This is a genomic window from Streptomyces lydicus (genome assembly GCF_001729485.1).
GTDB classification, from domain to species: domain Bacteria; phylum Actinomycetota; class Actinomycetes; order Streptomycetales; family Streptomycetaceae; genus Streptomyces; species Streptomyces lydicus_D.
This window is the reverse complement of sequence record NZ_CP017157.1, coordinates 4,950,522-4,965,680: the sequence shown is the minus strand read 5'-3', so window position 1 is coordinate 4,965,680 and position 15,159 is coordinate 4,950,522. Positions and strand designations below refer to the sequence as shown.

The following is a 15,159-nucleotide window of genomic DNA, read 5'->3' as shown; positions in this document are numbered from 1 at the left end:
GCACCTTTTGCCCCCCTCTCGTCTATGCGACAGACGTGAATATCAGCCCTCGGCCGCCCTGGTGAACGGCCTGTTCGGATGCCAGCGTGAACTCCGTCGACCTGCCACCGAATCCGGTGACCGAGCCCCGTGCGGCCGGTCGGGAAAAGTCCCTCCCGAGGAAGTAGGAGAAACCCCCATGCATTTAGGCCCATTCCCCCCGGCCGTGCCCGGCGAACTGACCGATGAGCGCGACACCGGATGGGGATGACCCACCGGATCGATCGGCGTACCAGGAAATCAACCAGAAACCACACGACAGGACGCGCCTCACGATGAGCGATTCCCTTTTCTGGACCATCGAGACCGGAAAGCCGGCCACCACGCAGACCCCGCAGTTCGCGGACGCCGCCGAGGCGTGCGCCTGGCTCACCTCGGTCGACTCCGAGCTCCGCGGGGCGCTGCATCGGCACGGCGCGCTGTTCCTCCGCGGCCTGCCCGTCCATGACGTCGACGACTTCGCCAAGGTGCGGGACGTCCTCGTGCCGCGGCGCACGCCCTACCGCGAGAAGGCCACCCCGCGCAGCACCTACGGCAACGAGGTGTACTCCTCCACCGACCTGCCGCCCAACCAGGCGATCCGCATGCACAACGAGAACAGCTACACGCTGACCTTCCCCGGTCTGCTGCTGTTCGGCTGCCTGACCGCCCCCGAGGAGGGCGGCGCGACGCCGGTCGCCGACTGCCGCGAGGTGCTGCGTCTGCTCCCCGCCGACCTGGTCGAGCGGATGCGCACCGCGGGATGGGTGCTGACCCGCAACTACTCGGAGCACATCTCCCTGGACTGGCGCACCGCGTTCGCCACCGAGCACCGCGAGGACGTCGAGAAGTACTGCGAGGACAACCTCCTCTCCTGCGAGTGGAGCGACTCCGGCGCGCTCCGCACCCGGCAGCTGCGCCCCGGCATCATCCACCACCCCGAAACGGGGGAGGGCGTCTGGTTCAACCACATGGCCTTCTGGAACTCGTGGTCGCTGGACGAGGAGGTCCGCGAGACGCTGCAGGACGAATTCGGCGTGGACGGGCTGCCGTTCGAGACCACCCTCGGCGACGGCAAACCCTTGACCCGCGAGGACATCGAGACGATCAACGCCGCCTACGAGGCCGCGACGCTCCGACGGAACTGGCAGCCGGGCGACATCATGCTCGTCGACAACGTCCTGGCCACCCACGGCCGCGACCCCTTCCGCGGTGACCGCCGCATCGTCGTCGCCATGGGCGATCCGGTCGCCCTGGAGGAATGCCGGCCCACCGTGGCCCCCGCCGGAGAGGAGCAGGCCGCGTGACCGGCGTACTGGAAGGCCCGCACGGCCTCGACGCGACCGTCGCACCCGGCCGCGGCCGGCCCGTCGACCTGCTGTCCCGCCTCCGGCAGGCCGTGGCGGCCGGCCCGGACCGGATCGCCGTCCGCGACCGGAACGACGCGCTCAGCTTTGCCCGACTCGACGCGGCGACCGCCGACCTGGCGGAGACGCTGGCGGGCTCGGGTGTCCGGCCCGGCGACCGGGTAGGGGTCAGCCTCCCCCGGGGTGCCGACCTCGTGGTCGCCCTGCTGGCCGTCTGGCGGGCGGGTGCCGCGTACGTGCCGATCGATCCCGCGTACCCGGACGAGCGGCGGCACACGATGGTGCGCGACGCCGGGGCCCGGGTACTGGTGACCACGGCCGCCGCGGGGGAGTGGCCGTCCGGTGTGCGCCTCCTCACCGTCGGCCGGCCCGGCGCGCCGGCGGACCGGCGTCCGGCCCCGCCCGTACCCGTCGATGCCCACGCACCGGCCTACGTGATCTACACGTCGGGCTCCACGGGCACCCCCAAGGGCGTCGAGACCACCCGAGGCGGCGTGGCCGCCCTCGTGGCGGCGCTGGAGGAGGCCGGCATGTACGCCCCGGAGCCGCGCGTCGTGGCGTGGAACGCCAGCGTCTCCTTCGACGCATCGGTCCAGCAGTGGGCACGGGTGTGCCGCGGCGACACCCTGGTCGTGCTCGACGAGGACGAGCGCACCGACCCGGCCCGGCTGATCGCGGCCCTGGACGCGCACGGCGTGCAGGACCTCGACCTGACCCCCTCGCACTGGCCCCTGCTCCGCGACGAGCTGCTCGCACGCGCCGCCGAGGGGCGGGCCCTGCGCCTGTTCATGGGCGGCGAACCGGTCCCCGAGGGCACCTGGCGGGAGCTGGCCGCCGAACGCGCCGCCGGACGGCTCGAAGCGCTGAACCTGTACGGACCCACCGAGTGCACCGTGGACACCGCCGCCACCTGGATCGACGGCGGCACCCCGCACATCGGCCCCGCGCTGCCGGGCGTCCGCGCCCACGTCCTGGACCTCGACCTGCGCCCGGTGGCCGACGGCGTGGCGGGGGAGCTCTACCTCGCCGGCCCCCAGGTGGCCCTGGGGTACGTCAACCGGCCCGCGCTGACCGCGACGCGCTTCGTCGCCGACCCCTTCGCCGCCGACGGCACCCGGATGTACCGCACCGGTGACAAGGTGCGCCGCCGCGCGGACGGGGCCATGGAGTACCTGGGGCGCATCGACCGGCAGATAAAGATCCGGGGCCACCGCGTCGAGCTGGGCGAGATCGAGGCCGCGCTGACCCGCCACCCGGCCGTCTCCGCCGCCGCGGTCACGCTGCACCACGGCTCGGTCGCCGGCGAACAACTCGTCGCCTGTTTCGTGGCATCGGACGCGGTGGACGGCCCGCCGACCGCGGAGGACCTGCGCGCGCAACTGGCCACCCAGCTGCCGAAGTTCATGCTCCCGACGGTGTACACCCGCCTCGAAGCGCTGCCGCTGACGGTCAACGGGAAGGTGGACCTCGCCGCCCTGCCCGCCCCCGAGGCGGACCCGACCGCGGCCGCGGAGACGGCCGGGGACCGGGAGAACGCACCCGAGGGCGAGGTCGAGACGCTGATCGCGGCCGTGTGGTCCGAGGTGCTCGGCCGTGACCGCGTCCGCGCCGATGACGACTTCTTCGCCATGGGCGGCCACTCGCTGATCGCGCTGCGCGTCGTGGCCCGGCTCAAGAAGCAGTTCGGGATCGCCATGTCGACCCGCGAGGTCTACCGGCACCCGCAGCTCCGGGACCTCGCCCGGCACGTCGAGACGCTGCGCGCCGCCGGCTGACCGCCGCCACCGGCCCCGCGGGCAACGGGCCTGCCGGCCACTGCCGCGCCGCCGGTGGGCGGCACCGCCCGGGCACCCCCTCGCACGACCAGAACACGACAGCAAGAGGAAGCGAGCCATCATGGCCGGACACATGCACGGGAGACAGGACACCACTGTCATCCAGATCAAGGAGCGCACCGAGCAGACCTCGCGCACGCTCATCTGCCTCGGGTTCTGCGGCGGCGGCACCGGTCCGTACCACGCCTGGGGCGACTGCCTCCCCGCGGACGTGGCCCTCACCGCCGTCTGCTACCCCGGCCGCGAGGGACGGTTCCTGGAGCCCTGCGCGACGGACTGGGACGAGCTCGCGGCCGACAGCACCGCCGCCGTCCTCTCCGCCGTCCAGGGGCCGTACATCCTGTTCGGCCACAGCATGGGTGGCTGGATGGCGTTCGACGTGGCGGCCCGTATCGAGCGCGACGGCGGACCGCTGCCCGAGACCCTGGTCGTCTCCTCGTGCAACGCGCCCGACCGCGGCCTGACACCCCGCGACATGTTCCCCGCCCGCCAGGACACGGACACCTCGCTACTGGACTGGATGCGTACCAACGGCTTGATGCCGGCGCACGTCCTGGAGGACCCCGATCTCCAGGAGATGGCGGTGGAACTCATGCGGGCGGACATCCAGGTCCGCGACACCTTCCGCTACACGCCGGGAGCCAGTGTGAGCGTCCCGGTGCAGATGCTCTCGGCGACCGACGACGACGTCATCGAGCAGGACGCCGGAAACCAGTGGCGCCGCGTCGCGCTCGGCTCGTACCGCCACGTCACCCTGCCCGGCGGGCACTTCTACACCCCCGAGATCTGGCGCCGGCTGCCGCTCCACATCCCCGCGCTCGCCACCGCGCCGACCGGCGCCTCCGCCTGAGCGCACCCCCGGCCCGAGCCGAGCGGCTCGGCGCCCCTCCCCGCTTCGCCTGAAAGGACACCCACGCGGTGACGAACCCCTTCGAAGACGCCGACGGGACCTACCTGGTCCTGACCAATGACGACAACCAGCACTCCCTGTGGCCGGCGCGACTGGCACCCCCCATGGGCTGGACCGTGGCGCACGGTGCGGCCGGCTACCAGGCGTGCCTCGACTACGTCGACGCGCACTGGACCGACCTGACACCGAAGCCGGCCCTCGGCCACTGAATCCCATCCGGATCTTCAAGGGAGCGTCATGAGTCAGTCGCAGAATCCGCGGTCGGTGCAGGAGGAGCTGCTGTGCGGCCTGTTCGCACAGGTGCTGGGTGTGCCGAGCGTGGGCCCGGACGACAACTTCTTCGCCCTGGGCGGCCATTCGCTCAAGGCCGCCCAGCTGCTCAGCCGGATCCGCTCGGTGCTCGGCGTGCAACTGGGGATCCGGGAACTGTTCGGCGCGCCCACCGTGGCGGGCCTGACGAAGCGGCTGACGGCGCAGGACACGGCCGGGGCGGCGGCGCGTCCCGCGCTGTCACCCCGTCCGCGTCCTGAGGTGTTGCCGTTGTCGTTCGCGCAGCAGCGGTTGTGGTTCCTGGACCGTTTGGAGCAGAGCCCGACGTACAACGCGCCCTTCGCCTTCCGGGTGCGTGGTGCGGTGGACGTGACGGCGCTGCGGCTGGCGGTCAATGATGTGGTGGCGCGCCACGAGTCGCTGCGGACGGTCTACCCGGCCGTCGAGGGTGAGCCCTTCCAGCAGGTCCTGCCCCCGGCACAGGCCGTGGTGGACCTGGCCGTCGTGCGGTGTGCGGCCGAGGACGTCACCCGGCGGTTCCACGAGGAAGCCTTCCGGCCCTTCGCGTTGTCGTCCGAGCTGCCGCTGAGGGTGACGCTGTTCTCGACCGCCGCCGATGCGCATGTCCTGCTGCTGACGTTGCATCACATCGCGAGTGACGGGTGGTCCGAGGCGCCGTTGTTGCGGGATGTGTCGGTTGCGTATGAGGCGCGGCTGTCGGGTGGCGTTCCCCAGTGGGATGCGTTGCCGGTGCAGTACGCCGACTACACGCTCTGGCAGCGGGAGTTGATCGCGGAAGTGGGGGAGGAGCAGACGGCGTTCTGGGCCCGTACCCTTTCCGACCTTCCGCAGGAGCTGGCGCTGCCCACCGACCGGCCGCGCCCGGACCACCCCACCCATGAGGGCGGCCTCCTGCACTTCGACCTCCCCGCCGATCTCCATCGCCGGCTGGATTCCTTGGTCCGCGGGCAGGGGGTGACGACGTTCATGGCGCTGCAGGCGGCGTTGGGGGTGCTGTTGTCGCGGCTCGGCGCCGGTACCGACGTGCCGCTGGGTACCGCCACGGCCGGGCGGTCGGATCAGGCCCTCGACGATCTGGTGGGCTTCTTCGTCAATACGCTGGTGCTGCGTACGGATCTCTCGGGCGACCCGACGTTCGTGGAGCTGCTTCAGCGGGTGCGGGAGGCGGACCTGGCGGCCTTCGCGCACGAGGACCTGCCGTTCGACCGGATCGTGGAAGAGCTCAACCCCGACCGCACCGGCGGCCGGCACCCCCTCTTCCAGACCATGCTCGTCCTCCAGAACAACGCACTGGCCAGCCTGGACCTCCCCGGCACCCGCATCACCGCCCAGCCGCTCGACGCCGCTCCCTCGAAGTTCGATCTGGGCTGGAGCTTCGCGGAACAGCGGGACGCCGACGGTAACCCGGCAGGCATCTCGGGGATGCTCCAGTACGCCACCGATCTCTTCGATGCCGGTACGGCTGAGGTATTGCACCGTTTGTTCGTACGGGTGGTGGAGGCGGTGACCGCGGAGCCGGATGCCGGTGTGGCGGGGGTGGCGGTCTTTGAATCGGTGGAGCAGGAGCGGGCGTTGTTGCGGCGCGGTGAGGAGCGGCGTGCCGAGCTGCGGCGTGCGGAGGAGCGTCGTTCCGCCGTGGTGATGTCGGGTGCGGAGGGGGGTGTGGGGCGTGGGCCGCGGTCGGTGCGGGAGGAGTTGCTGTGCGGTCTGTTCGCCCAGGTGTTGGAGGTGCCGAGTGTCGGGGTGGAGGACAACTTCTTTGCTCTGGGTGGGCATTCGCTGAAGGCGACGCGGTTGATCGGTCGTATTCGGTCGGTGCTGGGTGTGGAGTTGGGGGTGCGGGCGCTGTTCGGTGCGCCGACGGTGGCGGGGCTGCTGGAGCATCTGGGCGAGGAGGGGGCCGCGGCGCGTCCGGCGCTCTCTGTCCGTCCGCGTCCTGAGGTGTTGCCGTTGTCGTTCGCGCAGCAGCGGTTGTGGTTCCTGGACCGTTTGGAGCAGAGCCCGACCTACAACGCGCCCTTCGCCTTCCGCATCGACGGCCCGGTGGACCTGGAGGCCCTGCAGCAAGCGATCGAGGACGTCGTGGCTCGCCACGAGTCCCTGCGCACGGTCTTCCCCGATGTCGACGGGGAGCCCTTCCAGCGGGTCCTGCCGCCCGAGCAGGCGGGGACCAAGGTCTCGGTGGTGCAGTGCTCAGGCGACGACCTGCCCGCACTGATCCAGGAATCAGCCTTCCAACCTTTCGTACTGGGGTCGGAGTTGCCCTTCCGGGTGGCCTTGTTCTCGTCGGCAGTGGAGGAGCACGTACTGCTGTTGACGTTGCATCACATCGCGAGTGACGGGTGGTCCGAGGCGCCGTTGTTGCGGGATGTGTCGGTTGCGTATGAGGCGCGGCTGTCGGGTGGTGTGCCCCGGTGGGATGCGTTGCCGGTGCAGTACGCCGATTACACGCTCTGGCAGCGGGAGTTGTTGACGGAGGTGGAGGAGGAACAGCGGGCATTTTGGGCCGGCGCGCTTTCCGGTCTGCCGCAGGAGTTGGCGCTGCCCACCGACCGGCCGCGCCCGGCGCAGCCGACCCACGAAGGCGGTCTGGTCCGCTTCGAGCTGCCGGCCAGGCTCCACGGCCGCCTGTCGTCCCTCGCCCGCGAGCACGGTGCGACGGTCTTCATGGCGCTCCAGGCCGCCGTGGCCACGCTGCTGACCCGGCTCGGCGCCGGCACCGACATCCCCCTCGGGACCGCCACCGCGGGACGCACCGATCAGGCCCTGGACGACCTCGTCGGCTTCTTCGTCAATACGCTGGTGCTGCGTACTGATCTCTCGGGTGACCCGACGTTCGTGGAGCTGCTCCAGCGGGTGCGGGAGGCGGACCTGGCGGCCTTCGCGCACGAGGACCTGCCGTTCGACCGGATCGTGGAGGAGCTCAACCCCGACCGCACCGGCGGCCGGCACCCGCTGTTCCAGACCATGCTCGTCCTCCAGAACAACGCCGAGGCGACCTTCCGCCTCGCCGACACCACCGTCACCCCGCACTCGCTCGACACGCTCCCCTCCAAGTTCGACCTCAGCTGGAGCTTCGCGGAGCAGGAGGACGCCGACGGTAACCCGGCCGGGATGTCCGCCGCATTGCTCTTCGCCACCGATCTCTTCGATGCCGGTACGGCTGAGGTGTTGCACCGTTTGTTCGTACGGGTGGTGGAGGCGGTGACCGCGGAGCCGGATGCCGGTGTGGCGGGGGTGGTGGTCTTTGAATCGGTGGAGCAGGAGCGGGCGTTGTTGCGGCGCGGTGAGGAGCGGCGCGCCGAGCTGCGTCGTGCGGAGGAGCGTCGTTCCACCGTGGTGGCCTCGGGTGCGCAGGGGGGTGTGGGGCGTGGGCCGCGGTCGGTGCGGGAGGAGTTGTTGTGTGGTCTGTTCGCCCAGGTGTTGGAGGTGCCGAGTGTCGGGGTGGAGGACAATTTCTTCGCTCTGGGTGGGCATTCGCTGAAGGCGACGCGGTTGATCGGTCGTATTCGGTCGGTGCTGGGTGTGGAGTTGGGGGTGCGGGCGCTGTTCGGTGCGCCGACGGTGGCGGGGCTGCTGGAGCATCTGGGCGAGGAGGGGGCCGCGGCGCGTCCGGCGCTCTCCGCCCGCCCGCGTCCTGAGGTGTTGCCGTTGTCGTTCGCGCAGCAGCGGTTGTGGTTCCTGGACCGTTTGGAGCAGAGCCCGACGTACAACGCGCCTTTCGCCTTCCGGGTGCGTGGTGCGGTGGATGTGGCGGCGCTGCGGCTGGCGGTCAATGATGTGGTGGCGCGCCACGAGTCGCTGCGGACGGTCTACCCGGCCGTCGAGGGCGAGCCCTTCCAACAGATCCTGCCCCCGGCACAGGCCGTGGTGGACCTCACGGTCGTGCGGTGCACGGCGGAGACGGCCCCCGCGCACCTCCACGAAGAGGCGTTCCGGCCCTTCGACCTGTCCTCCGCACTTCCCCTCCGGGCGGCACTGTTCACGACAGGCCCGGACGATCACCTACTGCTGTTGACGTTGCATCACATCGCGAGTGACGGGTGGTCCGAGGCGCCGCTGTTGCGGGATGTGTCGGTTGCGTATGAGGCGCGGCTGACGGGTGGTGTGCCCCAGTGGGATGCGTTGCCGGTGCAGTACGCCGATTACACGCTCTGGCAGCGGGAGTTGTTGACGCAGGTGGAGGAGGAGCAGACGGCGTTCTGGGTCCGTACTCTCGCGGACCTGCCGCAGGAGCTGGCGCTGCCCACCGACCGGCCGCGCCCGGCGCAGCCGACGCACGAAGGCGGCTTGGTCCATTTCGAGCTGCCGGCCAGGCTCCACGGCCGCCTGTCGTCCCTCGCCCGCGAGCACGGTGCGACGGTCTTCATGGCGCTCCAGGCCGCCGTGGCGACGCTGCTGACCCGGCTCGGCGCCGGCACCGACATCCCCCTCGGCACCCCCACCGCGGGACGCACCGACCAGGCCCTCGACGACCTCGTCGGCTTCTTCGTCAACACCCTCGTCCTGCGCACCGACACCTCCGGCGACCCCACCTTCGCCGAACTCCTGCAGCGGGTGCGGGAGACCGACCTCGCCGCGCTGGCCCACCAGGACCTGCCCTTCGACCGGATCGTGGAGGAGCTCAACCCGGACCGCACCGGCGGCCGGCACCCGCTGTTCCAGACCATGCTCGTCCTGCAGAACAACGCCGAGGCGACCTTCCGCCTCGGCGACACCACCCTCACCTCCCGGTCCTTCGACGCCGTCCCCGCCAAATTCGACCTCGACTTCACCTTCGTCGAGCGTGCGACGGCGGACGAGAACCCCGGCGGTATCCGCGGCATCCTGCACTACGCGGCCGACCTGTTCGACCGCCGCACCGCAGAGTCCCTGGTCCGGCGCCTGCTGCGGATCCTCGACACGGTCACCGAGGCGCCGGACACCCGCATCGACACGCTGGACCTGCTCAGCCCGCAGGAGGCCGCCCGCGTCCTGACGCAGTGGAACGACACCGGCCGTGCGCTGCCGGACGACCGGCTGCTGCACGAGGTCTTCGAAGAGCACGCCCGGCGCACGCCGCACGCCACGGCCGTCGTCGATGCGCACGGCCGGCTGACCTTCAGAGAACTCAACCTGCGCGCCAACCAGTTGGCCTGGCTGCTGATCGCCCAGGGCGTGGTGGCGGACCAGCACGTGGCCACGCTGCTGCCGCGCACCGCCGAGCACCTCGTGGCGCTGCTGGCGGTGCTGAAGGCCGGCGCCTGCTACGTACCGCTGGACCCGGAGTACCCGGTGGAGCGGCTCGCCGACATGCTGGCGGACGCGGCCCCGGTGCTGCTGCTGACCGACGTGACGGGCGAGGACCGGCTGCGACCGCACTGCGCGGCGACGCTGCCGGTGCTGCCGCTGGATGATCCCGCCGTGCACGCGACCCGCGCCGGGTACCTGACCACCGACCCCGCCCCAGAGGACCGTCCCGTACGGCTGCGTCCGGACCACCTCGCCTACGTGATCCACACCTCCGGTTCGACGGGCCGGCCGAAGGGCGTCGCGGTCGAACACCGCAGCCTGATCAACCTCTTCCACGGCCACCTCGCCGAGGTGCACGCCGCGCCGGCCGCGGACGGTCCGCGGCTGCGGGCCGCGCTGACCGGCCCACTGACCTTCGACGCGTCCTGGTGCCCGCTGCTGTGGCTGATGGGCGGCCATGAACTGCACCTGGTCGACGACGAGACCCGCCGGGATCCGCAGGCACTGGCCGAGTACGTCGCCGCCGAGGCCGTCGACTACCTGGAGATCTCACCGACGTTCTGCCGCCAACTCCTGGCGGCGGGGCTGCTGTCGGACGACCGGCCCGCCCGGCCGCGCGTGATCGAACTCGGCGGCGAGGGCTGCGACCAGGCCCTGTGGAGCGAGCTGCGGGCCGTGACCGGGACCACGACCGTCAACGGCTACGGCCCGACGGAGGCCACGGTCTACGTCACGTACGCGTACGCCGCGGACCACGAGCGGCCGACGATCGGCCGGCCGATGGGGAACCACCGCGTATACGTCCTGGACGCGGGCCTCCGGCCGGTGCCGTCCGGTGCCACCGGCGAGCTGTACCTGGCGGGAGCCGGACTGGCCCGCGGCTACGTCAACCGGCCCGCGCTGACCGCGCAGCGCTTCGTGGCCTGCCCGTTCGGCGGGCCCGGCGAGCGCATGTACCGCACCGGGGACCTGGCGCGGTGGACCGCCGACGGCGCACTGGAGTACGTGGGCCGCGCCGACGAGCAGGTCAAGATCCGCGGCTTCCGGATCGAGCCGGGCGAGGTGGCGGCGTCGCTCGCCCGACACGAGGCGGTGGGCCAGGTCGCCGTGATCGTCCGGGAGGACCGGCCCGGCGACCGGCGGCTGGTGGCCTATGTGGTTCCCGCACGAGACACCGACGGCCCGGCGGCGGAACCGCCGGACGCGGGCGCGCTGCGGCGCTTCGCGACGGCCACGCTGCCGCGCCACATGGTCCCGTCCGCCTTCGTCCTCCTGGACGCCCTGCCGCTGACCTCACGGGGAAAACTGGACCGGCGGTCGCTGCCGGCACCGGGGGCCGGCGCGGCGGAGCACCGGCGGGGCCCGCGCACGGTGCGCGAGGAAGTCCTGTGCGGACTGTTCTCGCAAGTGCTGGAGGTCCCCGAGGTGGGCATCGACGACGACTTCTTCGCATTGGGCGGCCATTCGATGCTCGCCACCCGGCTGATCGGCCGGATCCGGTCCGTGCTCGGGGCCGAGCTGGACATCCGGACCCTGTTCGACGCCCCCACCGTCGCCGAACTCGCCGAACGCCTCACCGAGGAGCGGCGGGAGGACTCGCTCGCCGTGCTCCTTCCCCTGCGCAGGGCCCGTCCGTCGTCCTCCCGCGCGGCTGCCGCACCCCTCCCGCTGTTCTGCGTCCACCCGGCGGCCGGCATCAGCTGGGTGTACTCGGGGCTGCTGCGCCACCTGCCGCCCGACCAGCCCGTCTACGGCCTCCAGGCGCACGGGCTCACCGAGCCGGGCGCCACCCCGGACAGCATGGCGGAGATGGTGCGGGCCTACCTGGCGCAGGTCCGCGCCGTCCAGCCGCAGGGGCCCTACGCGCTGCTCGGCTGGTCCTTCGGCGGCCTGGTGGCCCACGAGATGGCCGTCCAGCTCCAGGAGGAGGGCCAGGACGTCGCCTCCCTGGTGCTGATGGACAGCTTCCCGCCGGGCGGCGGCACCCTGCGCGGGAACGAGGAGGAGGACGAGGCCGAGCTCCGGGAGGCGCTCTTCGCCTCGCTGGGCGGGCGGCCCGACGCCGACGACCCCGCCGGGCCACTCGCCCTGCTCGGGGCGCGCGGCACCGCGGCCGTGCTGAAGGTCTTCGCACACCACGGCGACCTCCAGAGCGGCTTCGTGCCCCGCACCTTCCGCGGCGAGGTGCTGCTCTTCGAGGCCACCGAGGGCAAGGCCGCGGATGCCCCCCGGCCCGACCACTGGCGCCCGTACGTCACGGGCCCGGTCGAGGTCACGCCGGTACGCGGCGCGCACGGCGAGCTGACCCGCCCGGACCAACTCGCCCAGATCGGACCGGTGCTGGCCGCCTGGCTGAAGCGCGGACGCGGGTGAGGTCCGTGTGCGCGTGAGGTCCGTACGCGCCTGCGCCCGTAGGTACGTGACCCGTCCTGCCCGGCGGCCGAGGGGCCCCGGGCGGGACGGGTCACGGGAGCGCGGCGACAACCGGTCCGGCCCGCCGCAACTCCCGGTGCAGCTCCCCGGCCTTCGCCAGGTGGCCGTCCGCCTCGCAGGACTGTCCCAGGGCGCGCAGGGCCTCGCCCAGCACCTGGTGGCTGCGCGCCAGCAGCTGCGGTTCACCGGCGTCCCGGGCCCCGGCCAGCGCCTCCCAGGCGTGGTCGACCGCGGCCACCGCGTCGCCGCCCGCCAACAGGGCCTCGGCCAGCCGGAACTGGCACTCCGTCGCGTTGCGCACATGATGGGTGGCCCGGGCCCGCTCCAGCACCCGGCGGTAGAGCCGGGCCGCCGCGGCGTGCCGACCGTCGTACAGCAGGCTGTCCGCCTCCGTCATCATCACCCTGATCAGCCATTTCACGTCCTGGCAGCGGGTGAGGACGGCGGCCAGCTCCCGGCACTGCGCCCCGATGGCGGCCAGGTCCGTCTGCCGGTCCGGGTCCAGGACCTCGATCTGGAGCAGGATGGTGCGGCGCCGGGCGACCAGCGCCTGGTCGCCGGCGGTCGCGGCGAGCGCCACCGACTGCTGTGCGTAGCCACGGGCCGCGTCGAAATTGCCCAGCTCACGCTCCAGTTGAGCCAGCATGGCGAGGGTGAACAGTACGGCGAGGAAAGGCCGCTGCCCCTCGGCGGGCCTGGGCGCCGCACCGTAGATCTCCACCACTTTCCGCAGGTACTCGCGGGCGCGGTCGGTGGAACCGGAGCCCGGGTATTTCTTGAGGATGGTGCCCGCCGCGTAGTACGCGGTGCCGATCACGTCCCTGTCGCCGTGCGCCAGCGCCGCCGGGAGCAGAGCGGTGGCCGCCCGGCCGAGCGCCCCCAGCGGCAGCACCTCCTCGAAGCAGGGCACGAGGGTCAGCACGTCCACGGCCAGCGCCACCGCGTCCGGATCGCCGTCGGCCGCGACCTGTTCGACCACGGTGGTCAGTGTGGGCAGTGCTTCACGGACCCACCGCACCGCCTCCGGCCCGCCGGACATCTCCAGGTCGGCGGTCCGCCGCGGGTGGATTTCCGCGGTCAGCGGGCCGCTCAGCGGCTGGGTGGCCCGTACGGCCGCGACGACTCCGGCGCACAGGAAGTCGACCGCGCCGCGCACCACCGCGCGGTGCTCGGCGGGGGGCAGCTCGGCCCGGGCCTTCTGCCGCGCGTACGCCCCGACCAGGTCGTGGAAGTGGTAGCAGCCCGGCGCCCCGGTCTCCAGCAGCGCGGCGTCGACCAGCGCCTCCAGCACGTCCTCCACCTCCCGCTCCGGCATCCGCAGCGCCGCCGCCGCGGCCCGCACGTCGAACTCGGCGCAGTGCGGGACCGACAGGGAAAGGAACGCCTGGGCGTGCCGGGAGGACAGCTGCGCGAACGACATCTCGAACACCGCCTCGACCGTCACCTCGCCCACCCGCAGCTCCGCGAGGAGCCGGGCCTGGTCCGAGACCCGCTCCAGCAGCGCGGCGACGCTCCACCCCGGCCGTGCCGCCAGCCGCGCACCGGCCCCCCGCAGCGCGAGCGGCAGGTGGCCGCAGGCCGCCGCCAGCGCCGCGACGGCCTCCGGTTCCTGCTGGATCCGGTGGATTCCGGCGATCTTGCCGATCAGTTCCACGGCGTCGTCCGCACCGAGTCCCCTCAGCGACAGGGTGACCGCGGCGGGCATCGCGGACAGCGCGCGGCCGGTGATCAGCACGGCGCACCGGACCGCGCCCGGAAGCAGTGGCTCCACCTGCGTCGTGGTCGCGGCGTTGTCGAGCACGACGAGGACGGCCCGGCGCGAGAGCACGGTACGGAACAGCGCCGCGCGCTCGGCCAGGGAGGCGGGTATGCGCTCGGCGGGAACCCCCAGCCCGCTCAGAAACCCCGCGAGGATCTCGGCCGGGTCGGCGGGTGCGCCGTCGGGTGCCCGCAGGTTCGCGTACAGCTGGCCGTCCGGGTAGGTCCCGGCGACCGCGTGCGCCGCCCGGAGGGCCAGCGCCGTCTTGCCGGCCCCGCCCATGCCCGTGATGACCGCGACCGCGTGCGCCCGGCCCGCGGTCAGCGCGGAGACCAGCGCCGACATCTGCTCCTGGCGGCCCGTGAAGTCGCACGGAACCGGCGGCAGTTGGGCCGGTTCCTGCGCCACGGAGACGTCTTCCCGCGCGCCCTCCGGCTGCGGTACGGCGTCCGCGCCGCCCCGGGCGGGCGCCGGAAGCAGATCAGGGTCCCCCGCCAGGATCGCGGCGTGCAGCGTGCGCAGTGCGGGCCCGGTGTCGATGCCCAGGTCCTCGGCGAGCACCCGGCGGGCGCGGTCGTAGGCCGACAGCGCCTCGGCCGCCCGCCCCGACCGGTACAGGGCGAGCATCAACGCACCGTGCAGACGCTCCCGGTAGGGATACGTCTTCAGGGCCCGCACGATGTCCGGCACGGCCTCCTCGTGACGTCCGCACGCCAGCAGCAGCTCCAGCCGGTACTCGATCGCGGACGCCAGTTGCTCGCCCAGCGCACGGCGCCAGTCCCGCGCGAACGGTCCGGGCAGCCCCGCCAGCGCGGGCCCCTGCCACATCGCCAGCGCCTCCTCCAGGCAGCCGGCCCCCGCGGCGGGGTCACCGGCGTCGGCGCACCGCCGGGCCCGCGCGGTGAGCCGGCGGAAGTACAGGGCGTCGACCCGGTCCTCGGGGAGCTGCAGCACGTACCCGTCGGCCATGGTCTCGATGGCGGCCCGCGCCGCGCCGCCGCCCGGTTCCGCGCGGGCCTCGCGGTCCAGGTGCGTCCGCAGCCGGTGGATGTAGGTGACGACCACCCGCCGGGCGGAGGCGGGCGGATCGTCGAAGTAGAGCCCGTCGATGAGCTCGTCCACCGTCACCAGCGTGCCGGGGCTCAGCGCCAGGGCCGCCAACACGGTCTGGGGGCCGGGCGCCCCGGGCCGGGTGACGTTCCCCCCGGCCGAGACGTACCGCACGGGGCCCAGTAATCGGATCCGGTCCGCCCCCTGCACCGCAGACATCCGCGACATCGCCCCCCGCACGTCTCTCGTATGACGGCCCCTCGA

General features: G+C 72.6%; 5 protein-coding genes and 1 pseudogene. 5 read left to right on the top strand and 1 reads right to left on the bottom strand.

What is annotated here, in order from left to right; translation table 11 throughout:
- The first annotated feature begins 314 nt into the window (after positions 1-314).
- From SL103_RS21630 to SL103_RS36385, 5 genes and pseudogenes are all read left to right on the top strand, one after another.
- Entirely contained in the window at positions 315-1,325 is a 1,011-nt protein-coding gene (locus SL103_RS21630; protein WP_069570613.1) for a TauD/TfdA family dioxygenase, read from the top strand.
- A complete protein-coding gene (locus tag SL103_RS21625) occupies positions 1,322-3,160 on the top strand; it encodes a non-ribosomal peptide synthetase (protein WP_069570612.1) in 1,839 nt (612 codons plus the stop codon). Before SL103_RS21630 ends, SL103_RS21625 begins: the two co-directional genes overlap by 4 nt.
- A 121-nt stretch (positions 3,161-3,281) precedes the next feature.
- Positions 3,282-4,070, top strand: a complete 789-nt coding sequence (locus SL103_RS21620) for a thioesterase II family protein (RefSeq protein ID WP_079145897.1) — start codon at positions 3,282-3,284, stop codon at positions 4,068-4,070.
- Positions 4,071-4,138: 68 nt separating this feature from the next.
- Positions 4,139-4,339 carry an MbtH family protein gene (locus SL103_RS21615; protein ID WP_069570611.1) on the top strand — a complete coding sequence of 67 codons (201 nt, stop codon included), beginning with the start codon at positions 4,139-4,141 and terminating at the stop codon, positions 4,337-4,339.
- Between the two features lie 46 nt (positions 4,340-4,385).
- A pseudogene (locus SL103_RS36385) lies at positions 4,386-12,026 on the top strand (amino acid adenylation domain-containing protein); the annotation flags it as partial.
- A gap of 91 nt (positions 12,027-12,117) precedes the next feature.
- On the opposite strand, the gene SL103_RS21605 reads toward SL103_RS36385, so the two are convergent.
- A complete protein-coding gene (locus SL103_RS21605; protein WP_244304000.1) occupies positions 12,118-15,114 on the bottom strand; it encodes an AfsR/SARP family transcriptional regulator in 2,997 nt (998 codons plus the stop codon).
- Positions 15,115-15,159 lie beyond the last annotated feature (45 nt).

Bases quoted from the DNA above. Each gene is read 5' to 3' on its own strand.
- SL103_RS21605 (WP_244304000.1), bottom strand. From the start codon at position 15,114: ATGTCTGCGGTGCAGGGGGCGGACCGGATCCGATTACTGGGCCCCGTG.
- SL103_RS21620 (WP_079145897.1), top strand. From the start codon at position 3,282: ATGGCCGGACACATGCACGGGAGACAGGACACCACTGTCATCCAGATC.
- SL103_RS21630 (WP_069570613.1), top strand. From the start codon at position 315: ATGAGCGATTCCCTTTTCTGGACCATCGAGACCGGAAAGCCGGCCACC.